19 protein-coding genes and 3 pseudogenes are annotated in these 19,988 nt (G+C 69.0%); 8 read left to right on the top strand and 14 right to left on the bottom strand.

The features are described from left to right. Positions 1-43 precede the first annotated feature (43 nt). Positions 44-1,138, bottom strand: coding sequence for an AI-2E family transporter (locus ADL29_RS30040; RefSeq protein WP_078971395.1), 1,095 nt, complete (start codon positions 1,136-1,138; stop codon positions 44-46). Between the two features lie 402 nt (positions 1,139-1,540). Further along, positions 1,541-1,907 (bottom strand): annotated as a pseudogene (locus tag ADL29_RS45600) (PLP-dependent aminotransferase family protein); the annotation flags it as partial. A gap of 499 nt (positions 1,908-2,406) precedes the next feature. Here ADL29_RS45600 and ADL29_RS30030 point away from each other — a divergent pair. Both ADL29_RS30030 and ADL29_RS30025 read left to right on the top strand, forming a co-directional pair. Beyond that, on the top strand, positions 2,407-2,967 hold the full coding sequence (locus ADL29_RS30030) for a hypothetical protein (RefSeq protein ID WP_053926697.1): 561 nt from the start codon (positions 2,407-2,409) through the stop codon (positions 2,965-2,967). A gap of 49 nt (positions 2,968-3,016) precedes the next feature. After that, positions 3,017-3,511 carry a hypothetical protein gene (locus ADL29_RS30025; protein ID WP_053926696.1) on the top strand — a complete coding sequence of 165 codons (495 nt, stop codon included), beginning with the start codon at positions 3,017-3,019 and terminating at the stop codon, positions 3,509-3,511. Between the two features lie 264 nt (positions 3,512-3,775). Here the strand turns inward: ADL29_RS30025 and ADL29_RS46375 are convergent. The 3 genes and pseudogenes from ADL29_RS46375 to ADL29_RS30015 form a co-directional block, all read right to left on the bottom strand. Beyond that, positions 3,776-4,174, bottom strand: a pseudogene (locus ADL29_RS46375) (putative immunity protein); the annotation flags it as partial. 187 nt (positions 4,175-4,361) lie between these two features. Continuing rightward, the gene (locus ADL29_RS30020; RefSeq protein ID WP_053926818.1) at positions 4,362-5,138 is read right to left on the bottom strand and encodes an Fpg/Nei family DNA glycosylase; all 777 of its coding nucleotides are present in this window, start codon (positions 5,136-5,138) and stop codon (positions 4,362-4,364) included. 1,129 nt (positions 5,139-6,267) lie between these two features. After that, positions 6,268-7,011 carry a VOC family protein gene (locus ADL29_RS30015; RefSeq protein ID WP_053926695.1) on the bottom strand — a complete coding sequence of 248 codons (744 nt, stop codon included), beginning with the start codon at positions 7,009-7,011 and terminating at the stop codon, positions 6,268-6,270. A 556-nt stretch (positions 7,012-7,567) separates the two neighbouring features. Between ADL29_RS30015 and ADL29_RS30010 the strand changes: the two genes are divergently transcribed. The 4 genes from ADL29_RS30010 (at position 7,568) to ADL29_RS29995 (ending at position 9,571) form a co-directional block, all read left to right on the top strand. After that, entirely contained in the window at positions 7,568-7,876 is a 309-nt protein-coding gene (locus ADL29_RS30010; protein ID WP_053926694.1) for a hypothetical protein, read from the top strand. A gap of 308 nt (positions 7,877-8,184) precedes the next feature. Further along, positions 8,185-8,364 (top strand): hypothetical protein, encoded by a 180-nt coding sequence (locus tag ADL29_RS44675; RefSeq protein WP_053926693.1) that lies wholly within the window; start codon positions 8,185-8,187, stop codon positions 8,362-8,364. Between the two features lie 322 nt (positions 8,365-8,686). After that, positions 8,687-9,175 (top strand): cupin domain-containing protein, encoded by a 489-nt coding sequence (locus tag ADL29_RS30000; protein WP_053926692.1) that lies wholly within the window; start codon positions 8,687-8,689, stop codon positions 9,173-9,175. Between the two features lie 96 nt (positions 9,176-9,271). Further along, positions 9,272-9,571 (top strand): DUF6506 family protein, encoded by a 300-nt coding sequence (locus ADL29_RS29995; RefSeq protein WP_053926817.1) that lies wholly within the window; start codon positions 9,272-9,274, stop codon positions 9,569-9,571. A gap of 161 nt (positions 9,572-9,732) precedes the next feature. On the opposite strand, the gene ADL29_RS29990 is transcribed toward ADL29_RS29995, so the two are convergent. Then, complete coding sequence (locus tag ADL29_RS29990; protein WP_053926691.1) at positions 9,733-10,698, bottom strand: TIGR03557 family F420-dependent LLM class oxidoreductase; 966 nt, start codon at positions 10,696-10,698, stop codon at positions 9,733-9,735. Between the two features lie 260 nt (positions 10,699-10,958). After that, positions 10,959-11,489, bottom strand: coding sequence for a hypothetical protein (locus ADL29_RS29985; protein ID WP_053926690.1), 531 nt, complete (start codon positions 11,487-11,489; stop codon positions 10,959-10,961). Positions 11,490-12,040: 551 nt separating this feature from the next. Here ADL29_RS29985 and ADL29_RS29980 point away from each other — a divergent pair. Continuing rightward, positions 12,041-12,769: a dienelactone hydrolase family protein gene (locus tag ADL29_RS29980; protein ID WP_053926689.1), complete on the top strand. Its 729-nt coding sequence runs from the start codon at positions 12,041-12,043 to the stop codon at positions 12,767-12,769. A gap of 369 nt (positions 12,770-13,138) precedes the next feature. On the opposite strand, the gene ADL29_RS29975 is transcribed toward ADL29_RS29980, so the two are convergent. The 3 genes from ADL29_RS29975 to ADL29_RS29965 form a co-directional block, all read right to left on the bottom strand. Further along, positions 13,139-13,465 carry a hypothetical protein gene (locus ADL29_RS29975; protein WP_053926688.1) on the bottom strand — a complete coding sequence of 109 codons (327 nt, stop codon included), beginning with the start codon at positions 13,463-13,465 and terminating at the stop codon, positions 13,139-13,141. Between the two features lie 279 nt (positions 13,466-13,744). Next, positions 13,745-14,458 carry a GvpL/GvpF family gas vesicle protein gene (locus tag ADL29_RS29970; RefSeq protein ID WP_053926687.1) on the bottom strand — a complete coding sequence of 238 codons (714 nt, stop codon included), beginning with the start codon at positions 14,456-14,458 and terminating at the stop codon, positions 13,745-13,747. A 3-nt stretch (positions 14,459-14,461) separates the two neighbouring features. Then, on the bottom strand, positions 14,462-14,920 hold the full coding sequence (locus ADL29_RS29965; RefSeq protein WP_078971393.1) for a gas vesicle structural protein GvpA: 459 nt from the start codon (positions 14,918-14,920) through the stop codon (positions 14,462-14,464). 544 nt (positions 14,921-15,464) lie between these two features. On the opposite strand from ADL29_RS29965, the pseudogene ADL29_RS46135 reads away from it, so the two are divergent. Beyond that, positions 15,465-15,578 (top strand): annotated as a pseudogene (locus ADL29_RS46135) (DUF6480 family protein); the annotation flags it as partial. A gap of 136 nt (positions 15,579-15,714) precedes the next feature. On the opposite strand, the gene ADL29_RS29960 reads toward ADL29_RS46135, so the two are convergent. The 4 genes from ADL29_RS29960 to ADL29_RS29945 are packed head-to-tail and all read right to left on the bottom strand — an operon-like array spanning position 15,715 to position 19,948. Continuing rightward, positions 15,715-16,983 (bottom strand): NADase-type glycan-binding domain-containing protein, encoded by a 1,269-nt coding sequence (locus ADL29_RS29960; protein ID WP_053926686.1) that lies wholly within the window; start codon positions 16,981-16,983, stop codon positions 15,715-15,717. Between the two features lie 3 nt (positions 16,984-16,986). Continuing rightward, entirely contained in the window at positions 16,987-17,544 is a 558-nt protein-coding gene (locus ADL29_RS29955; protein WP_053926685.1) for a phage tail protein, read from the bottom strand. Beyond that, the gene (locus tag ADL29_RS29950; RefSeq protein WP_053926684.1) at positions 17,541-19,532 is read right to left on the bottom strand and encodes a putative baseplate assembly protein; all 1,992 of its coding nucleotides are present in this window, start codon (positions 19,530-19,532) and stop codon (positions 17,541-17,543) included. Before ADL29_RS29950 ends, ADL29_RS29955 begins: the two co-directional genes overlap by 4 nt. Then, positions 19,532-19,948 carry a GPW/gp25 family protein gene (locus ADL29_RS29945; protein ID WP_053926683.1) on the bottom strand — a complete coding sequence of 139 codons (417 nt, stop codon included), beginning with the start codon at positions 19,946-19,948 and terminating at the stop codon, positions 19,532-19,534. Before ADL29_RS29945 ends, ADL29_RS29950 begins: the two co-directional genes overlap by 1 nt. Positions 19,949-19,988 lie beyond the last annotated feature (40 nt).

The raw sequence follows: 19,988 nt of genomic DNA, 5'->3' as shown, positions 1-19,988 counted from the left end.
TGAGGTGGTGAGCCGACATCCGACAGCCGACCAGCTACGACCCTCAGGCAGCCTTGATTTTCGGGAAGACGAATTTGTCGAGGACGAGCTCCACGGCCATGGCTGCGGGGATGGCGAGCAGAGCGCCGATAATGCCCAGCAGGGCCGCGCCGACCAGCACTGCGACCACGGTCACGATGGGGGGAACCCGTACTGCGTACTTCATGACGCGGGGCACGATGAAGTAGTCCTCCGCAAGGCGGAAGGCGATATAGAAGGCGGCCGTGCCGATGGCAATGGGAAGGGAGACCGCCAGCGCGACGAGGCTGACGATGATTCCTCCGATGGTGGAGCCCACCATCGGCACCAAGTCCAGCAAAGCGACGAGAACGCCGAGCGCCGCCGAATAGGGGACGCCGGTAGCGGCGCACCAGATGAATGTGGCCAGGCCTGCGATGCCGGAGGTGACGATATTCCCCAGCATGTACCAGCCGGTCCGCGTGAGGATTTCCTCCGTGAGGGCTTCCATCTGCTTCCGGCGGCTGCCCGGGACGAACTGAAAGCAGAATGTCTTGATCTGCGGCAGACCGGCCATGCAGTACAGGGCCACCACCACGACCACCAGGCTCGCGGTGACGGCACTCACGACCAGTTGTCCCGCTCCGAGAAGACCTCCCAGCACACGAGGGGAGACACCGGAACCGAATTGCTTGCGCAGCTGGCCGATCAGGTGGAAGCGGGCCTCAAACCTTCCCAGAGCGGTGTGGTTGTCGTGGAGCTGTCGAAGCCATCGGGTCATGGCGTGGGCGAATGCGGTGACCTCATCGGTGACCGGTGGGATCACCAGCGCCAGAAATCCCGCCAGCAGGACGACGAATGCCAGCAGCACCACTGTGACCGCCCATCCCCGGGGCAGCCGGTGCCGCACCAGCCACCGCACCAGCGGATCCAGGCTGACGGCGACGAAGAAGGACAAGAGCAGAAGGACCATCAGCTCGCTGAGCCGCAGAGCCTCTCTTGCCAGCCAATAGGCGAGCGCGCCACCGAGAGTGGCGCTGAACCCCGCGGCGAACCAGGACCGCAGGCTGCCACGGCGTCGCCCCGTGCGTCTCCATTTCCTACCGGCGGGCTGCCCGCCCTGAGAACTCTCGGATGTCATTTCGCTGTCCTGGCTATCGGGAGTAATTCCTCCGGGCGCGCCGCTTGGTTCACGCCCGTGCTGATTCCACCATTGGACAACTACGGACGCTGTTCAGGAGCTCACCGACGCCGTAGGCACGCGGGTGCATTGCCGCCGACACCACCGGCTGGACACAGACTTTCAGGTATTCCCCCGCTGAATACTGCATAGGCATGGCTCCAGTCGACCAGGTCGGGACGAGACAGAGCAAGTCCGTGTCCGTGACGTAATACGGCGGCCGGAAAGCCCCCTCGGCAATCGACAATCGTCGGTGATCGGCCGGAGCGCCGAAAGAGCGAGGCTGAGACGGAGCGAGTGGCCCTGTTCCAGCGCACGGGCCATCAGGTCACGGCCGCACTCGGCCATTTGGCGGCGCGGCCAGCCGTCGAGTCCGGCGTGGATCAGCACGTAGGGGCTGGACGTACCGAGCAGGTCGGCGCGGGTCTTGAGCGGGGCTGGGTCGATCAGGTCACCCTGTGGAGGGAAGACGGAACCCTGTTCCGGTCCGCCGCGGGCTGGTTGCCAGGGCGCCTTTCGCGTCCGGGTGGGCGGTAAGGCCCTCTCGAAGTCATCCGCCTCGAAGCCATCCGCCTCGAAGCCATCCGCCTCGAAGTCATCCGCGGAGGGCTGGTGAGCCAGATGCCGGTCGGCGTCCCCACCTGGGGTCCACCCGCACGGGATGGATGCCCGCGAGAGTCACACTGAAGACGACGGACTTGTGCGCATCCCGGCCGACCAGCAAATTCTCAGGGGGCGCGAAACGGGGAGCGTCGCAGCCTGCACCGAGAGGGAGCTTCCGCATTTTCGTGGTCGAGAGCGGCTGGGCGTACGAGCACCGGGCCCTGCGAGGCACCACCCCGGCCGTCAGCCGCTTCGCGTGCTCTTGGGGTCGGCTCCACCACCCGTCCAGGGCAGATCGGCCCGTCCAGGGCAGATCGGCGTCGGATGCCGGGCGAACGCGCCGACCGGCCACCGGGAGACGTAGAGCGAGCGATTGGCGACAGTGCGCTATGTCCAAGGCGTTGCGGCAGCCTCATGAGGGGAGCCGCAAACTTCGAGGTCAGGGACTCGCGCAACGTCTACCGCGCGATGGAAGCCGTCAGCTGTCGAGCGCTGTGGCGCTGCGGCCATCGCCCCACACGCCGGTGCGAAGCCGCCTCCTGGCCGTTCTCGCAGCTCCGCGGTCCGATCGCCCGCACAGCGGGGTTCTAGACTGAGAGCAGATCCTTTTTGAGGAGGTTTGCCCGATGTCAACAGGGACCCTTCTGGCGATCATCATTCCCGTCGTAGTGGTGGTTGCTCTGCTATCCGTCGCGATCACCCTTTTCGTCGGCAGACGCCGTCATCTACGGGAACGCTTCGGGCCGGAGTACGAACGCACCGTCGAGAGTGCCGACAGCCGACTGGCCGGCGAGCGTGAGCTGCGAGCACGGGAGAAGCGCCATGATGCGCTGGACATCAAGCCCCTGCCCAGCAGCAGCCGCGAGCGGTACAGCCGTGACTGGGCCGGTGTGCAGGACGAGTTCGTCGACCGCCCGGAAGAGGCTGTGCATGACGCGGACCGTCTGGTGACGTCGCTGATGCACGAGCGGGGCTATCCGACCGAAGGCTTTGAGCAGCAGCTCAAGGACCTCTCCGTCGAGCACGGCCGCACATTGGAGCACTACCGCGATGCCCACGAGGTCGATGCCCTCGGAACGCAGCACAAGGCCACCACCGAGCAGCTGCGTGGCGCCATGGTGCACTACCGAGCCCTGTTCGACGAACTGCTTTCCAACGGAGGCCAGGCACGACAGGCCCGTGCCTGAACACACCCGAACACACACCACCCATCCACGGAATCCGAAGGATGGAGATATGCCACACGACCGAGCACCGGACTCCGCCCCCGAGCCGAGAGGCCTGTCCACCGAAGACCTGGCCCAGCCCGCCGATCGCCCGCCGGATAAGGCGCCACCACCAACCACCGAAGCGCCCACTCTCCCCGGCGAATCCACCTCCGTAAAGGCAGAATCCTCACCATCCGGCGCTGAGGGCGCGGATGCGGATATGGATACGGATACCGCTGCCGCCGAGGAGGAGACTCCGCAGCTCCTTCCGGGGGAGGACACCGACGAGTTCCGCAGCCGCTGGCAGGAGATTCAAAACAGGTTCGTGGATGACCCGCAGGGTGCTGTGCACGATGCCGACTCGCTGGTGGCCGAGGTGATGCAGACGCTTGCCACGACGTTCGCCGACCACAAGAAGGGACTGGAAGAACAGTGGAATCGCGGCGAGCAAGTGGATACCGAGGGCCTGCGTCTGGCACTGCGCCACTACCGGTCCTTCTTCAACCGCCTGCTCGCCGAGTGAGCGCGGCGGTGGCAGCGGGCCGGCCGCGCAACCCTGGCGAGTCGTTCCGTCTGATCGTGCGGGCGATTCCGCTCCCGTCTCACCTGGAGCGAAAGTCGTCGGGGGGCATCGGAGCGACGCGTCCAACTGACGGATCAGCTCTCCGACCCGCGCACCGCCAGGCGGTGCGACTGGGTAGCGCCGCAGGACATCCACCACAGCGGGATGCGCAAGGATCCGCGACTGCGCGATGTGGGCGGCTCCGACGGCGGGATCGTCTCCGGCGGCGAGTTCCCACGCTCGTGCGGCGTGAGCGGCCGATCCGAGGATGTGCTTGACCTGAGTGGCTTTTGCCAGGGGATGGAGGAACGCCGCACCGCACGCGTGGGCGGCCGCGCGCGCGGCGTCGCTCGCCGCAGCCTGCCCTGCATCGCGGGTCTCCTGGGCCGCCCGGTGTGCCGCCCAGGCACTGTCACGTAGCGCCTTGGTTCGCTCGGCTCCCTCCGCGAACGCCTGCGCAGCGTCGATCGCGGCTCGTGGTCGCCGATCGTCAGGGTGTTCACGTTCGAAGATCGCCAATGCAGGCCGCGCGCATGCCACCGCGTAGCCGGTGACCTCGCGGAGTTCGGACCGGCTGAGTTCGATCGTCGTGGAGTCAGCTGACACAGCGTCATCCTTCTGCATAGGGGGCGAAGTCGCTTCGACTTCAACCGTATCGTTGAACCTTCGGTGGAAACTTTTGCTGTGTTTCCGCTTGTCGACGAGGACGAACCTTCCAACGTGCGGTTACGGCTCCTTGGCCTCGAGCTGGCGCACGAGCACGACCTGTCCACGCAGGCGGTGCGCAACGACCAGGGGCCCGGGAAGACCGTCAGGGCTGGCAGTGCGGGCACCAGACGGTGCGGCGTCCGGCGGTACGGCCGGAGCTCAGGGATTCGCCGCAGCGAGGGCACAGTGGCTCGCTGTCGTCCCTGCGTCCCGTGATCCAGGAGCGTCGCGGCGGGACGCGCCCGGCACGTACGGAGGTGTGGAGCACGCGGCCCATCGCCGCGTGGAGGCGCCGGTACGCCGTCCCAGTCAAGTCCCGCGCCGGAGTCCGGGGGGCGATGCGGGCCCGCCAGAGGATCTCGTCGCACAGCAGATTCCCGAGACCCGCGATGACGGACTGGTCCATCAGCGCACTCTTGATGGCACCCCGCCGCCTGGACAGCAGATCCGCCAACTCCGCTCGGTCCACGGCGAGGGCGTCGGGCCCCAGCCGGTCCAGGATCCGATCCACGGCTGCATCGTCGGCCAACTGCACTCCCTTCAACTTGCGTTGATCGCGATAGCGCAGGCTACGGGCATTGTCGAGGGTCAGCACAAGGCGGTCATGCGCCGCGAACGGCTCATCGGGAGAACAGCACCACAATGATCCCGTCATGCCAAAATGAAACACGAGTGTGGGGCCGCCATCCGTGGGCGCGAACAACCATTTGCCGTGCCGCCATGCCTTCCCGAGCCGCCTTTCCTTGCATTCCTTCCGCAGTCGTTTCTCGGTGACACCTCGCAGAATCCCCGCGTCACGCACCTCGATGTCCGTGATAGTGCGCCGTCCACAGGTCATCAGCACCTGGCGAAATCCTTCGACATCCGGTAGTTCGGGCATCATTCCTCCGTGGCTCTCCGTTGTGCCCGCAGCCCTTGTTCGCCAAGGTAGTTACAAGCCAGCCAGCGAAGGTGACACCACGACGGGCCGGGTCAGACCGAGAAACGGAAGGGAAACTCATCTGTGGCGGCTATTCGTCCCCCCCGAGACCGAAGGATTTCGCTTCTCGATGTCGACCGCCCGCAGTTGATGCTGAGGGGAAAGGCTTGCCACGCAGGCCGCAGGGTTGGAGAGGCGTCCACGTCATCGCTCGTACACCTGGCCCGCTCGGCTACCTTATGTGCGGCGACTCAGCCATTCGCCCAACCTCACGCCTCCGGCCACTCTTCTGAATTCAGGTCGTGGCAAGGCCGGGTCGCCCTACGGTGGCTCCCTGTGTTGTCGCTCGGCCGCAGCAGGCCCGCGCTGATGGGCTCGCAGTTGTCTACGCATCACCCAGGGCACCAGGGTGATGCCCCACGCCTCGCCGCTCGGCCCATCGCCTGCGCTCTTTCTCCATCTCGAGGACGCATGCCTCGCATGCTTGGATCACGTAGCGATCGCCAATCGGGGGTGTCGATCTCACCGAGGCGGGTCGTGGGTACGTCGCGCCTCGCGCATCTGCATCAGCCGCCGGCCGTCCAGTCGTAGACGGCGAGGATGTCGTCAGCGCGAGGCATAGCTCCCTCCCGGTCGACACTGGGGCCCGGTCGTGCAGGAGCGACAGTTTGTCGCGGGCCGATGGCCGCGATACCCACCCGGTTGAAGTCCGTCCTCGATCGATACGAGTCCACCCGTGCGGGTGAATATTTATTCGATTCTCTATGCGGCCCTCTATGCGGCCGCGGCAACCCTTCGACGCCACGTGGGGCGCACGCAGGGCTACGGACCGTGGCATCTTCGGGCCTCCGGGCCGAGCGACCTGGTGTAGTACGCCGAGGTGGCTGCCTGCCGCGTAGATACCCGTGGAGATGTGACTGGGCACTTCCGTTGGCGAGTTGAGTGTTGCGGTTGGCGAGCGGGCTGATCTCGTCCCCCTGCACGCAAGCTCTCGGCGCCCGAATCGACCGAGACACCGCAACCCAACCCACCCGAGTCATGGCGCACGAGCAGACCGGGCTCACGTGTCGGGTGTCGTCAAGGCTCTATGTCAGGACTGGGCGAGGACGCAGAACTCGTGGCCCTCCGGGTCGGCCAGGCACGTCCACGGGACGTCGCCCTGACCGAGGTCGAGGTCGGTGGCGCCGAGGGTCCGCAGCCGGGCCACCTCTGTCGCTTTGTCGTCACCGGGGTACGGCAGCAGGTCGACGTGAACGCGGTCCGGCACGGTCTTCGCATCGGGCTTGCGAAGGAACTCCAGGTACGGGCCGACACCCTTGGCAGAGCGCAACACCGCATGATCGTCGGTCACTTCGTGCAGGGTCCAGTCCGTCGCCTCGCCCCAGAACCGGGCCATGGCCCGCGGATCCAGGCAGTCGACCACCACCGCGGCGACCGGCCCGGTGTCCTGATAGATCTCCCGGGGGTCGAGGACGCAGAACTCGTTGCCCTCCGGATCGGCGAGGACCGTCCACGGTACGTCGCCCTGGCCCACGTCGACCGGCTTGGCACCGAGCGCCTGGAGGCGCGCGACCAGCTCCGCCTGGTGGGCCGCGGAGGTGGTGGCGAGATCGAGGTGCACACGGTTCTTCGCCGCCGACTTGGGTTCCGGGACGGTGACGATGTCGATGCAGACGGCGGCCGCGTCCGGCCAGACGAAACCGTCGCCGGGCTCGACGTTGGTCACGCCAGGTGCCTCGCTGGAGATGCCCCAGCCGAGCGCCTCCGCCCAGAACCGGCCTACCGCCGTGTCGTCGAGCGCCTTGATGTTCACATTCACAGGTCGAAGTGCCATGCCGACGACCCTACGCACTCCGCTACGGCATCCACCGGTGTCGTCGCCAAACAGAGATCAACTCGCTCACCAGCCACAATGTTCAGCTCGCCAACGAGAGCGCTCAGCCCCGCGAGGCCATCGTCATCGCTCAGCAGCGCGAGGCGTAACAGCGGGCCGTCCATCCCCCACCCCGGACCGGGTCGTGCAGCTCAGCATCGGCAAAGACGCGAACCCATCGCTCTCACCGTCGGGGGCTGCGGGGCCGGACACACAGCTCGGCATCCTATGACCGGCGGGCCGCGGGGCCCCGTCGCACGGTGGGAGGATGCGGGACCACGCACCGATCGTCGTACATCCGGCGTCCGCCACCGGCGGGCGGCGTGTGGCTGGTCAGCCTAGGGGCTGGCGGTGCCGGGGCGCACCGGCTGCTCTGACGAGGGCTACAGCGATGCGTCGCCCTCCCCGGGCGAGGGTGTTGCCTTGGCGGCGAATACCGCACCAGACCGTTTAGTGATCGTTTATTGCGGCTCGGCAGGATGTGAAGTGTCGCGAAGGATCCTGCACAGGGGACGGTATGGCCAAGCTCTATCTGGAGAAGCTCAAGTGCGTCACGACTGAGGGCTGGAGCGGTTTCGACGAGCCGAGGCTTGTTGTCCAGAATCGTGGCACTGTGTGGAATGGGACGGTGCTGGGAGACCGGATGTACACCGTCAAGTACGACTGCGACTTCACGGGAACGATTGCCGTCTCTCTCGGGGAGGTCGGCGAATCAGGCGGGGATGGCAGGCTCGGGGAGCAGTGGATCACGGATACGCCTGGCGAGCGCAGTCTGCGCTTCAGGGCGGAAGGCGCTGAGTACAACCTGCTGTATGCGGTGGAGTAGGTAGCTCAGGCTGATTGTGTCCGTTGGTTCAGCTGGGGTCAGGCCGCCGGTTCAAGCTGGCCCGGCACGTGATCGCAAAGCTGGGCCTGCGGGATATACCGGCCTCCCCGGGCTCGACCCGTTCCTCACCGGACCGCATGTCACGGTGAACCTGACTACCCCTGACGACGCTCGCACGGACGTGACCGGCCACAGCCTCCAGCACACCGCTGACTCCGGCGTCGTCAGCACCACCGCCGACCTGAACCAGGGGGACGTACGGCCTCGGCCTCCGGAAGATCCCGCTGGCGTGCGGTGGCTCCTACTTCATGCACGAGGGCGACGGTCTTGGCGTCTACACCCGCCCGGCGGTCGCCGTCGATGGCCGGCGAGCCGTGACTGTCTCGATCATCGCGACGGCCGCCCCGGCCGATCTTCCGACGCTCAACCAGGCGACCGGCGCGCTCATCGACCACGCGCTGTGTGGCGTCCCTTCCCGCCGCGGCTGACCGCGTCGCCAGGTGTCTGTGGTGGTGGCGTGCTGCATCCGGCAAGACCCAGGTGGGGCGGTAAGGAACTGGTGATCGGACCTGGTGATCGGAGCCGGTGCCTACGGCCGGCCCTCGCGGCCCTGGCAGGGGGCCGCGCTGCATGCCCCGAGGTCCTGTTGCGCCCCTTCTGCAGCTGAGACTGGAGCTAACTGAGCCGCCAGGATGGGGCGTTGGTGAATCTCGGACTGCCTGCGGAGCGGCCGGGGGACCGCTGAATGTCATTGCTCACCCCTCGGCGGCTTTCCTGCCCATCCGGCGATGCCTGCGCCACAATGCCTCCATGACCGATGATCAGTCCCAGATTCCCGCCCGTCCGCTGCTGCGTCGTCCCCAGGACGGTGAGCTCATAGACGTCGCCGGTGTTGCGCACTTCTTCCGGCTCACCGGCAAGCACACGGGCGGACACTTTGCCTTCGAGGAGTTCAGTCTGGCCCCCGGAGTCATCGGCGCCAGGCCGCACGTTCACGATGGGCACGACGAGTACTTCTACGTCCTCGAGGGCGAGTTGACCCTCCACACGGGGGACGGTGAGGTAACGGTTGGCGCCGGGCATCTGCTCGCTGCGACGCGCGGTACCCCGCACGGCTTCCGCAACGCCGGCTCGGTGCCGGCGCGCGCCCTGTGCCTTTACACTCCTGCCGGCTACGAAGACTACTTCCGCGATGTCCACGCCGCGGTGAGCGCAGGGGCCGAAGTCACCGATGAGCTGCTGGCCGAATTCCGCAGCCGCTACCGGACCAGTTCCTACCAGTCGGGGATGCCGGAGTGAGGCGGGGATCACTCGCGGTGTCACCACCGTTCCCAGGACGCCCCGCGCCGCTTCTGCTTGGCTGGTGGCTTCGACTACCACAGGGGGACCGTGCACATGGCGCTTTCGCACTGGGGATTCATCTACACGGCGGCTGGCAGTGCCGTTGGCGGCGAGGTCAGTGTCGTGAACACCGGTAAGTGCCGCACGGTCCTTGTGGGGGTGGAGAAGCCTGAGGAAGCGATCGAGGCCGCTCGCCGTCTGGTGGGCGAAGGCGTGCAGCTGATTGAGCTGTGCGGGGGGTTCGGGCCGGTGTGGGCCGGTCGCATCATCGAGGCGATCGACGGTGCGGTCCCCGTGGGTACGGTTGGCTACGGGCCTGAAGCGGTCGATCAGGTGCATGCGATCTTCTCCTGAGCGCATGCCCGCCCGATCATCTCGCTGCTGAGCACGCCCATTCGGCGGGCCGCCCTTGCGGAAGCACAGCAGCGTTCGGCCCCTGCGTTCGGCTCCTTGGCGCACGCGCGCAAGAGCCGCCAGTCGCCGCGGGGCCGGAGGGGCGCTCAGGCACGGCGCCGTCACAGCTTGCGGAGCGCAGGCAGCAGTGCGGTCTCGGCCCAGTGCAGGAACGGCTCCTGATGGTCGCCGCCGATCTGCAGCAGTGCGACCTCGGTGAAACCCGCGTCCACGTAGGGCCGTACGGCCTCGACGAACCGACCGATATCGTCACCGCACGGCACCGCCTCGGCGACGTCGTCCGGACGTACATACCGGGTGGCACCCTCGAACGCGGCCGGCCCCGGCAGCTCGGCGTTGACCCTCCAGCCGCCCACCAGCCAACGGAACTGGTCGTGGGCCCGGGCGATCGCCGCGTCCGTGTCGGGGCCGTAACAGACCGGCAGCTGGCCGACCCGGGGCTTGCCCCGGCCGCCGTACCGGTCGAAGGCGTCCATCAGATCCGCCCTGGGTTCGGTGGCGATCACCAGGTCGGCCAGGCGTCCGGCGATTTCGGAGGAGTGGTCGCCCGACACGGCTACCCCGATGGGCGGCAGCACCTCCGGTACGTCCCACAGCCTGGCGTTCACGACGTCGAAATGGGTGCCGTGGTGGGTGACCGCGCCGCCGCCGAACAGTGCCCGGATGATCTCGATCGCCTCGGCCAGTTTTTCCAGGCGTACCGGCGTCGGCGGCCAGCCTTGCCCCACGACGTGCTCGTTGAGGTTCTCACCGGAGCCCAGGCCCAGCCGGAACCTGCCCTCCGACAGCAGCTGCACGGTGGCCGCCTTCTGGGCGATGACGGCGGGGTGGTAGCGCGTGGTCGGGCAGGTCACACAGCTCATCAGCGGGATACGGGTGGTTGCCTGCGCGGCGGCCCCCAGCAGGCTCCAGGCGTAGGGCGAGTGGCCCTGGGCAGCCAGCCACGGAGAGTAGTGGTCGGAGGTCACCGAGAAATCGAAGCCGGCTCGCTCGGCCCCCACCACGTGCTCGACGAGATCCCGTGGCCCGGCTTGCTCAGTCAACATCGTGTATCCGATGTGCACCATCAGTCCACCGTGGGGCGGTATCGAGGTGCCTGCAACCTGGGCCCCGGTCGGCGCCTGGTGGCTCGGGGGAGGGGTTTGTCCGCTTCCGTGCTGGTAGCCACCGGACACTGCTGCGGATGTCGACGGAACCCACGTGGCCTGTGACGGCGTGTCAGCAATGTCGGTCAGCCATACCGGCAGCAGCAAGCGAAGCTGAAGGGGCTGTGCGTCACGCTGGGAGTCGGGCCCACGGGGCGCCCGGTGCAAGGCCCGCCCGACCGCTAAGCGCAGTCCGCGTCGGACTGCTCGCCTTGCAGGAGCTGGACGAGCGTGGCGCGGTGCAGATCGGCGACGGGGCCGAGGAGGTCCGGGTGGCGCAGCAGTGAAGCCGCCCGGCGATCGCCCTCGTCAGGGCGGGTCAGCCGGCGGAAGTCGATCGGGACGCCGCTGGCGTGCTCACATCCCGCGAGGGCGGTCACCGCCCTGTCGGCGAGCGTGGGTGTGGTGAGAAGGCAGGCCGCCCAGCTGGCCACCACCTCGTCGACCCAGCTCCGCCAGGGTTCCCCGGCTGCGTCGGGCCCGGACGCGTCGGCCCCGGTGAGCCAGTCCAGGCGGGCCGAGCCGCCAGGGCCGACGAGGGCGACCAGCGCCGCGTCCGCCGCCGTGGGATAGCGCAGCCATGCGGCGACCGTGGCTGCCTGCTGTGCCTGGGCCTGCGCAAGGGCAGTGTCGAGGGCGCCGCCGGTCACGGGGTAGGAGCGCAGCAGCCAGTGCGCGGTGGAGGCTATGACCGGCGATATATCGGCGGACAACGCACGGTGTCCTTTCTCCGGCGGCGCAGGGCGGATGTCACGGGAGCTGGGGGCCCGGCCCGCGATGCCGGGCGTGCGGAAGCCTAGGTGCGGGATCTATCAGGCGAAATGGCGCAGGTCACGTGAAGCGTGGTGGCGTGCGCCCCGGTGTCGCCCCGTCCTCGATACGTCCTGCCCCGCCCCGGGTCACCCTGCGTGACCGGGCAGGCGGCAGTGCGGCGACGGCGCGACGCCAACCGAGGTTTTCTCAATGGAGAACACCCCAGCGCCCGTTGAGTGACGAGGGTGGTGCGGACAAGGTCGACGATCCGGCTCGGGCTGAGTGTGATGTGTGGGAGTTTGCGTCAGCGTTGGGTGAGTCGGCGGCAACGGAGCCCCACAGTGGGCGCCGTCCGGTGATGATCTTCGTGATACCTTCGGCGGCGCCGTGCACCATTGCGCATTCGAGGAGGTGAGACCGATCAACACTGTGACACGTCGGGGCTCCCTCCTTTGCATGGCCTAGCTAGGGAGCGCCCGGACAAGGCATTCCCGAAAGGCTTGAAACGCTGATGCGCTTCACCTCCCGGACGTCATCGGATGGCGTCACCGAACAGTTCTTCACCCTCGACGAGATCCCCGGCGTGCTGTGGACGCCCGAAGGCGCCTGTGGCACTCGTCCCCTGATCCTGCTGGGCCACGGCGGCAGACAGCACAAGACGGCCCCCGGTACCGTGTCCCGCGCGCGCCGCTACGCCGCCGAGGGGTTCGCGGTCGTCGCGATCGACGCGCCCAACCACGGCGACCGACCCGAGGACGAGGAGTTCGGCCGGATCGCGGGCGAGATGCGGGCCGGCATGGCTGCCGGTGAGAATCCGGGCGCGCTGGTCGCCGGTATGCACAGCCATCTGGCGGGTCAGGCCGTCGCGGACTGGCAGGCGGTCCTGACCGAGGTCCAGCGCCTCGACCAGGTCGGCGTCGGCCCGGTGGGATATTGCGGCATGTCGATGGGCTGCGGGCTCGGCATCCCGCTCATCGCCGCAGAACCCCGGATACGCGCCGCGGTGCTGGGCTTGCTCGGTGTGTACGGGCTGGCCGAGGGTGCCGCGCGGATCACCGTGCCGGTGCAGTTCCTGGTCCAGTGGGACGACCAGATGGTCCCGCGGGACCAGAGCCTGGCGTTGTTCGACGCCCTGGCCTCGGATGAGAAGACGCTGCACGCCAACCCCGGCAAGCACGGAGACGTGCCGTCGTTCGAAGTGGACAGCTCGCTGCGGTTCTTCGCCAGGCATCTGAGCTGACACGACTCGCGGTCCTCGGCGCGCCGGCCGGAGTTCGTCCCCGGCCGGCGCGTGTGGCCCAGACTGTTCCACGTGGCCGAGCGGGTGCGGGTGCGGGTGCGGGAGATCGATGACTACGAGGGCGCCTGGAGAGGGGCTCAGGCGGTGTTGCTGTCCGCGCAGGCACGCCCGTGGCGAAGATCGCCGAGGGGACGGTCACCAGCCCGGACCGGGTCCCCGACGTGATATCTGGCGGCGATGCCAACCAGAGGAGGCGACGGGCTGGGAACTGGGTCCCGTGCAGTGAGGACGTCGGGCCCGGCAGATCCTGCACATGCCGTTGGATGTCGAATGATGCCGCTTTTTCTCGGGCTCGCAGTGACGCGGTGGTCAGCGGCCGAGGGCGTTGCGGAGCTGCTGCTTACTCATGTGGGAACGCCCTTCGATGTTCTTCTTCTTGGCCTCCTCGTAGAGCTGGTCCTTGGTGGGGCCCTGTGCTCCGCTGTGGGAGCGTTCGCCGCCGCGTTGCGAGGCGGACTTCGGGTCCTGCGTGGAGACCTTGCTCGCGGTCTTCGACTCGCCGGCGCGGGCGCGTTCCTTGTTCACGGTGCGGGCGGCGATCTCCTTTGCCCGCTTGGTGGACTCGCCCCGTTCCTCGGCGCTCTCCTTGATGTGCTCGTACTGGCGCTCACGCTTCTTGCTCGACCCTGCAGGCATGCCGACTCCTTGTGGTGCGCTATCGGTCGTCGGGCCGGCCTTGGATGACCGCCCGACCCTCTCCATTCCACCTCCCATGACACACGTGCGCGAGGCAGGGGAGCTGCGAGGGCGAGTCAGGGACCACGCCGGGCAGACCGTCTGCCTGGGCGCTCATTGGCCTTTGCCTGGGAGCCGGGATCCGCCGACCCGTCGCGGTAAGTGGGGCCAGATGACTGTGTGGGACGAGATGACTGTGTGGCTTCCTTGGGTGTGGGGTGGGGATACCGCCCCGCCCGGTCATACGAAGCTGTAGGCGGGCAGAGGTCCGCGCAACCGCAGGTCAAAGTCGCTGCCCAGCTCATCGGCGAGTTGTTTCTCCGCGGTACGGAAGCCGTCTTCGTTGTCCCGCTGTATCAGGAAGGACACGCTCAGGAAGTCGTTCCCGGTCGGTTCCGCCACGCGTTCGTCCCGGGCAAAGCCGCGCAGCGCCTCAAGGGCCGAGAGGGCGAGCTGGTCCTGGCGTGCCTGTACTTCCTTGGCGACGAGTTCACCGAGGGCGAGCGGCAAGTCAGGGCTGTGGGCGCCGCTCTTGATCTGCTCGTTGAACCCTCGCGCCTCGTCGGAGTCCAGCAGGATCTGGCGCAGCAGCGCGTCCTCGTCCTGGGCGGCCTTCAGGTGGTACTCGACGCAGTCCTCCAGTGCCTGCAGCCTTTCGGTGAACTCCTCCGAGCGCTCCGCCAGCACACTCCGTACTTCGTCGTCATCCTGAGCCGTGAAGCCGAACTGAAGCGGGAGAACCGTGCCGTCCGCCATCAGTCGTTCCTGAACGGCCTGATGAGCGCCGAGATCACGGCGTTTGGGCCGGAGCTCTTCGGGGGCGTCGCTGACGACTGCGGTCAGCTTCTCGCTGGTCACCGCGCGGAGGGCGGTCGGTGGATCACCCACCCCGTCGAGGTCGTCCAGGCGCTGTGGATGCTTGCTGGCAACGATGGAGTAGACATACACGGCCATGGCTCAGTCCTTCCGGCGCCGGACCGGCCGGCGGGCCGGCCGTTCTCGCTTCTCCACAGGTTCTTCCGTCCTCTCCTCGGACTCTTCGTCGTCCTCTTGTCCTCCCTTGAGAGCGTCGGCCACCGCCTCCGCGGCTCCGCTGAGGGCGCCCTTGGCCTTGCCGTGGGAGCCGCCCTCGGTCACCTCGCCGACCAGGTCGGTCAGCTCCTGGGGCTTCTTGCGTCCGGCCTCCAGATCGAGGCGGTTACAGGCTTCGGCGAAGCGCAGATAGGTGTCGACGCTGGCGACAACGATGCGGGCGTCGATCTTCAGGATCTCGATGCCCACCAACGACACCCGCGCGAAGACATCGATGACCAGACCACGGTCCAGGATCAGATCGAGGATGTCGTAGAGGCTTCCGGTGCTGCCTCCTCCGACGCCTCTGGAAAGGGTTCCTCCGCCTTGCGGCACCACAGTCACGGTGCCTCCTCTCGTCGGCTCGCCCCTGTCGTCGCAAGGCGGCCGCTTGTTCACTTGGTGAACGACGCCTGTGGTGGCTTCCCGGGGTCCTGGGTGCGCCGGTCGATCTGCCTCGCCCACCTGCCGGGCGTCCTGCGTCGAGGTCACCGCGGAGCCGGATGCGGAGGCGGGGGCGCGTCCCCATAAATTCCTGGAGCTGTTCGGCCGCCTGCCGCAAGGCACGCGGCACCGCAGCACGGCGGGCCGCGCGCTGCGCTTTGGCCTCATGGTGCGGTTGCTTGACCGCCCAGCGCTGGTTTTCCTGGCAGCTGTCCTGGCTGACTTCGTGCGGGACGGACTCCGGTCTTGCCCTGTGCCATTCTCTGCGCCTGCGGGCGTGTTCCCTCTCCGACAAGGCGCTCTTACATGATACGGGTGTGGTCGCCCCCGGCGGCGGACCCGCTCCACGGCTGTGGGCCGGCGCGCGACAGGTCCATTGGCGGAAAACGCTACTGTCGTCGAGTAGAGGGGCGCCGTCCAGTGGCAGTGGTGGAGCGAAACCGGACCCCGTGACGAACAGACCAGAGGCCGGGCCGCGGGCCCGGTCATCATCCGCGGCATCATCGCCGTGCTCTGCGCAGTGTTCCTTATCGCCTATGCCGTGATCGTGGCGCGGTGACCTCTCGGCGAACCGGCTTCAGGGCTTGAGTGCGGCCTTGGCCGTCGCCCCACCGTTTGACGTTGGCCTGTCCCGGCGGACCTCCGGCGCGGTTCTCCCGGTGCGTGCGGTGAGCCACGCACCGGGAGAAGGGGCATCATGCCGACCGGCCGAAGAACTCCAGCTCGGCGACGGCCACTTGCTTGCTGTCCGCGGCGCCGTACGCGGTGTGCAGTACCAGCCGTACGGCCATCGCATCCCGTACGGCCACATCGATTCGCTGTACCCCGCCGTCATTGAGCCGGGGGTGCGAGAGGTGCTGCTTGCCCGCGGAGTCGGTCACGATCAGATCGACATCGCGCGGACGGGCCGGGTCGGCGGCCTGTGGGGTGCGTGCGGTGGCTCCGGGCGTGATGAGGATGTTGAGCAGGTCGGTGGGTTGGCCGAATCGGGCCTCCAGGTACTGGCCGTCCGAGTTGCCCGAATAGCCCGTGCCCCACCAGGTGTTGGAGTAGCTGTCGAACGCGAGCTTCTCGTGGTGCTTGGCGTCGGAGTGCGAGGCCTTCCAGCTGGTGGCGGGTACGGGGACGCGCTTCGCGAAGTGGTCCTGTATGGCTCGCGCGGCCGGCGGCCCGCCGAAGATTCCCCCGACCACGGCGGCCGCGATCACCGCCGCCACCACTGCCCGGGTGATCCACCGGGTGCGGTCGCGGTGCAGCCGCGGCCGCTGCCCGGCGTACGGGCCTTCGGCGGACTCGGGAGCGGTGTCGGTGAGGGGGTTGGCGCAGCTCCGGCAGAAGTGCCGGCGCGGTGCGTTGAGCGACCCGCAGCTCCGGCACGGTGCGCCGTCGTCCGGCTGTGGGGCCGCCTGTGGGGTACGGACCCGGGGCCGGGCCGCCTCGGGACGGCCCGGCAGCACACCGCCGGGCGCCTCGGGAGGCGGGGTGGGGGAGGAGCCCGGTACCGGGACCAGGAGGGCACGGATGCCGGTGTCGGAGACGCCCCTTTGCCCGGCCGGGGGGACGGCGTCCGGGGCTTCCTGGCGGTGCGGGCCGGCCGGGCCGTCCGGGGCGGCGCCCTGCTGCGGGACGGCGGCCGATCGCGTGCCGTCGCCGGTGGCGGGGGCTGGGGGAGCAGTAGGTGGGGGAGAGGCCGGGGGCGTGGTGGGTGTGGTGGGCGTGGTGGCGGCGTCGGACTGTGCAGGGCGGTGCGGGGCGCCGGGACCGGGGGTGGCTTCCGGGCGGTTCGCGGCGGGGACCGCGGGAGCCGGATGCGCCGGGCCGGCCGTACGGTCCGGACCCGCCGTGGGCGCCGGCGGCGCCGGCCGGTCCCAGCGCAGGAAGGCTCCGCAGGAGTCGCAGAAGGACTGGTCCGTCTGGGGGGCCGGAGCGCCGCAGTCGGGGCAGGTGGTGTGGTGGGTGGGCATGCGTCAGGTTCCTTCAGGGGTGAGCAGGTGGGTCACCTCGGCCGTGAAAGGGAGGTGTGCGGGGCGGGCCGCCGCAACGACGGCGTGCAGACGGTGCGGGTCGGTGGCGGAGGGGTCGCGGACCCGCAGGGTCACCCGCAGGCCGGGGCGCGGCGATCCCGGGAAGGGCCCGAGGGGGCGCGCGGACCAGGTCGCACCGCCGCTCTCGGTGATCTCCGGACGTACCCCGAACGCCAGGTGGACGGCTTCCGACAGGCCGCGCCGGGTGCCGCGTACGCGGTGCAGCGAGACGGCCGTGGCCACGGCGCGGCGGCGGGTGGCCAGCGGTTCCGTCCCGTCGAGTTCGGTGCCGACCCAGGTGGTCAGCCAGTCGACGAAGTCCTCGGGCGCGAGGGCGGGCGTGAAGTAGCTCTCCAGGCAGTCCAGGACGTGGAAGAGAGGGGCGAGGACGACGTCGAGGCCCTCGACGAAACGCTGGGCGAAGTCGTCGTCGGCGTAGACGGCGGGGAGCTGCCCGCCCAGTGGGTGCGGGGAGGCCATCCCCGCCGGTGTGCCCCTCATCGTGCCTCGATCACACGGACGCGGTGGTCGAAGGGGAACAGGAGCGCGGACGGGGCGAGTTCGATGCGGTCGGTGGCGTCGCCGCGGCGGCCGGTGAGCGGGTCGGCGGGATGCAGCAGCACCTCGTCGACGAGCTCCACACCGGGCACGCGCTGCAGGGCCGCGAAGATCTCGCCGGAGCGCAGCGGGCGGCCGAAGGGCCATCCGTCGCCATGGGCTCCGCCGGTCAGCGGGTCGAGGTAGGCGTAGAGCGCGTCCAGGGCCTCGGCCCGTACGCGGTCTGCCCGCGCGGCCCGGAAGGAGTGCAGCGTCGCGACGACCGTGACGCCTTGGTAGAAGGGCGGGCCGACCGCGAGACGGGTGCCCAGGGGACGGCGCTCGTCGAGGAACTGGGTGACGCGGCCCAGGAGTTCGTCACCCGGCACCAGCTGTTCGAAGCGGAGCCGGCCACCGCGGTCGGGGACGGCCTGGGGGACGACCAGGACCCGGACGGCGTTCTCACCGACCTTGGTGGGGTCGGCGCCCGCGGCGCCCGTCGAGCGCTCGGCGGGATCGACCGCGAGGCAGGCGATCCGGGCGGCCTCGGGGGCCGCGCGCCGCGCCAGTTCCTCGTAGTCGCGGGCGGTCACGGCCCGTTCCTGCGCGCGCAGCGCGATCGGCGCACGGACCTTCGCCTCGTGCACCGTCTCGCCGTCGACCCCGCCACGCGCCGCCTCCCGGTTCTCCACGCGCGCCACGTACGGGATCGAGCTGCGCAGCACCTGGATCGCCCCGCGCGCCACATTGCCCGACCGCCCCCCGCCGGTGCGGTACTGCGCGGCCCGGATCACCGATCCCTTGACCGGTACGGCACCGAACTGCCGTACCGAACCGTCCGGTTGGCGTACCGAAGGGCCGAAGGCGATCTCGCCGGTCGCCTCCTCCAGCGTGAGGTGCCGGTCCTGCGGTCCGGAGGCCGCGAAGTCGGCGACGACCTGCCACTTCTGCCAGCCGTCCCCGTCCGAGACCTCCAGCTGCAGCGGCGGGCGGTCGGCGACGACGGGTGCGTGCGCCAGGCGCAGCCGCTGGCCGGGCACTCCCGCGGACTCGCCGAGCGGCTCGTCCCGCACCACCTCGGCGTGCGCCACCGTCGTCGTGCCCCCGATGGTGAACGCGGAAGCGGACCGTACGGTCGGTGAGGCGCTGTAGAACGGCTGGCCGGGCGCGGCCTCGACGACCCGGCAGCGCAGCCACGCCGCATCCGTCCTGCCGACGCGGGAGACGATGTGCCCGGCCGGGATGTGCAGCACGACCTCGCCGGGCCGGTTGAGGCCGCCGGTGGAGTCCTCCTCGACCTCGCACTCCGTCCAGCCGTCGGAGGTCCACGCCTCCCAGCGCAGCGGCGGCTGGCGCGGGTCGACGCCGACCCCGTCCACCCGGCTGTCCAGCCGCAACACGGCCGCGCAGCGCGGCACCGCCGCCGACAGGCCGAACAGAAGGGTGTCGCCCGGCTGCGGTGCGGCCGCGAAGACGGCCACATCGCGGCCGCCGAAGACATCCTGGCCGCAGTCCTCGGGGGTGGTCCCCGCCTCCTGCCGCAGTACGGCGGCCAGTTCGCAGGGCACGACGGTCAGATCGTCCTCGGTGGCGAAGGCGACCGCCTCCTCGGTCTCGGTCCGGCCGGTGGCCACCTCCGTCCCGGCGGGCAGCACGACCGGCTCGGCCTGCGGGGCGGAGAGCCAGAAGGTGACGTCGGCACGGGCGGCGGAGGGCGGGAAGAGGGTGACCCCGAGCAGGTCGAGGAAGGCCAGATGGTTCTTCTCCGGCACCCGGTTGAGCCGGTAGACGATCTGGTCGGCCATGTGCGCGACGGCCTCGATGAGGGTCACTCCCGGGTCCGAGACATTGTGGTCGGTCCACTCGGGGCAGCGCTGCTGGATATAGCGCTTGGCGTCGTCGACGAACTGCTGAAAGCGACGGTCGTCGAGATGGGGTGCGGGCAGGGCCATCAGGTTTCGCTCTCCGGGCTCTCCGTGGACGGGATGACGTAGAAGGGGAAGACCAGGCTGCGCGGGTTGTTGGTGCCGCGGACGCTGTAGCGCACGTCGATGAACAGCACGGATGGATCGTCGGGCGCCGGGGTGACCTCGACGTCCTGGACCTCGATACGCGGCTCCCAACGGTCCAGCGAGGTCCGCACCTCGTAGCGGATGCGGCCGGCCGTCGCCTCGTTGACCGGAGCGAAGACCATGTCGTGGACGGCACAGCCGAACTCCGGCCGCATCGGGCGCTCCCCGGGCGCGGTGGCCAGGACGAGCCGGATCGACTCCTCGACCTCGCGCTCGCGGCGGGCCAGCGCGATACCGCCGCCCGCGTCCGTGCGCAGCGGGAAGGTCCAGCCCGCGCCGACGAACTGTTCACTCATGTCCGGTGACCCCCTTGAGATGCATGTCCCTCACCTTCCT

Origin of the sequence: Streptomyces chattanoogensis (assembly GCF_001294335.1) — a bacterium.
In the GTDB taxonomy this organism is placed as follows: Bacteria; Actinomycetota; Actinomycetes; order Streptomycetales; family Streptomycetaceae; genus Streptomyces; species Streptomyces chattanoogensis.
Note: the sequence above shows the minus strand (reverse complement) of the source record. Positions and strands in the feature narration are given on the sequence as shown.

Coding starts and splice junctions, on each gene's coding strand:
- ADL29_RS30040 (WP_078971395.1), bottom strand. CDS start 1,138: ATGACATCCGAGAGTTCTCAGGGCGGGCAGCCCGCCGGTAGGAAATGG.
- ADL29_RS30030 (WP_053926697.1), top strand. CDS start 2,407: ATGTCAACAGGGACCCTTCTGGCGATCATCATTCCCGTCGTAGTGGTG.
- ADL29_RS30025 (WP_053926696.1), top strand. CDS start 3,017: ATGCCACACGACCGAGCACCGGACTCCGCCCCCGAGCCGAGAGGCCTG.
- ADL29_RS30020 (WP_053926818.1), bottom strand. CDS start 5,138: ATGCCCGAACTACCGGATGTCGAAGGATTTCGCCAGGTGCTGATGACC.
- ADL29_RS30015 (WP_053926695.1), bottom strand. CDS start 7,011: ATGGCACTTCGACCTGTGAATGTGAACATCAAGGCGCTCGACGACACG.
- ADL29_RS30010 (WP_053926694.1), top strand. CDS start 7,568: ATGGCCAAGCTCTATCTGGAGAAGCTCAAGTGCGTCACGACTGAGGGC.
- ADL29_RS44675 (WP_053926693.1), top strand. CDS start 8,185: ATGCACGAGGGCGACGGTCTTGGCGTCTACACCCGCCCGGCGGTCGCC.
- ADL29_RS30000 (WP_053926692.1), top strand. CDS start 8,687: ATGACCGATGATCAGTCCCAGATTCCCGCCCGTCCGCTGCTGCGTCGT.
- ADL29_RS29995 (WP_053926817.1), top strand. CDS start 9,272: ATGGCGCTTTCGCACTGGGGATTCATCTACACGGCGGCTGGCAGTGCC.
- ADL29_RS29990 (WP_053926691.1), bottom strand. CDS start 10,698: ATGGTGCACATCGGATACACGATGTTGACTGAGCAAGCCGGGCCACGG.
- ADL29_RS29980 (WP_053926689.1), top strand. CDS start 12,041: ATGCGCTTCACCTCCCGGACGTCATCGGATGGCGTCACCGAACAGTTC.
- ADL29_RS29975 (WP_053926688.1), bottom strand. CDS start 13,465: ATGCCTGCAGGGTCGAGCAAGAAGCGTGAGCGCCAGTACGAGCACATC.
- ADL29_RS29970 (WP_053926687.1), bottom strand. CDS start 14,458: ATGGCCGTGTATGTCTACTCCATCGTTGCCAGCAAGCATCCACAGCGC.
- ADL29_RS29960 (WP_053926686.1), bottom strand. CDS start 16,983: ATGCCCACCCACCACACCACCTGCCCCGACTGCGGCGCTCCGGCCCCC.
- ADL29_RS29955 (WP_053926685.1), bottom strand. CDS start 17,544: ATGAGGGGCACACCGGCGGGGATGGCCTCCCCGCACCCACTGGGCGGG.
- ADL29_RS29950 (WP_053926684.1), bottom strand. CDS start 19,532: ATGGCCCTGCCCGCACCCCATCTCGACGACCGTCGCTTTCAGCAGTTC.
- ADL29_RS29945 (WP_053926683.1), bottom strand. CDS start 19,948: ATGAGTGAACAGTTCGTCGGCGCGGGCTGGACCTTCCCGCTGCGCACG.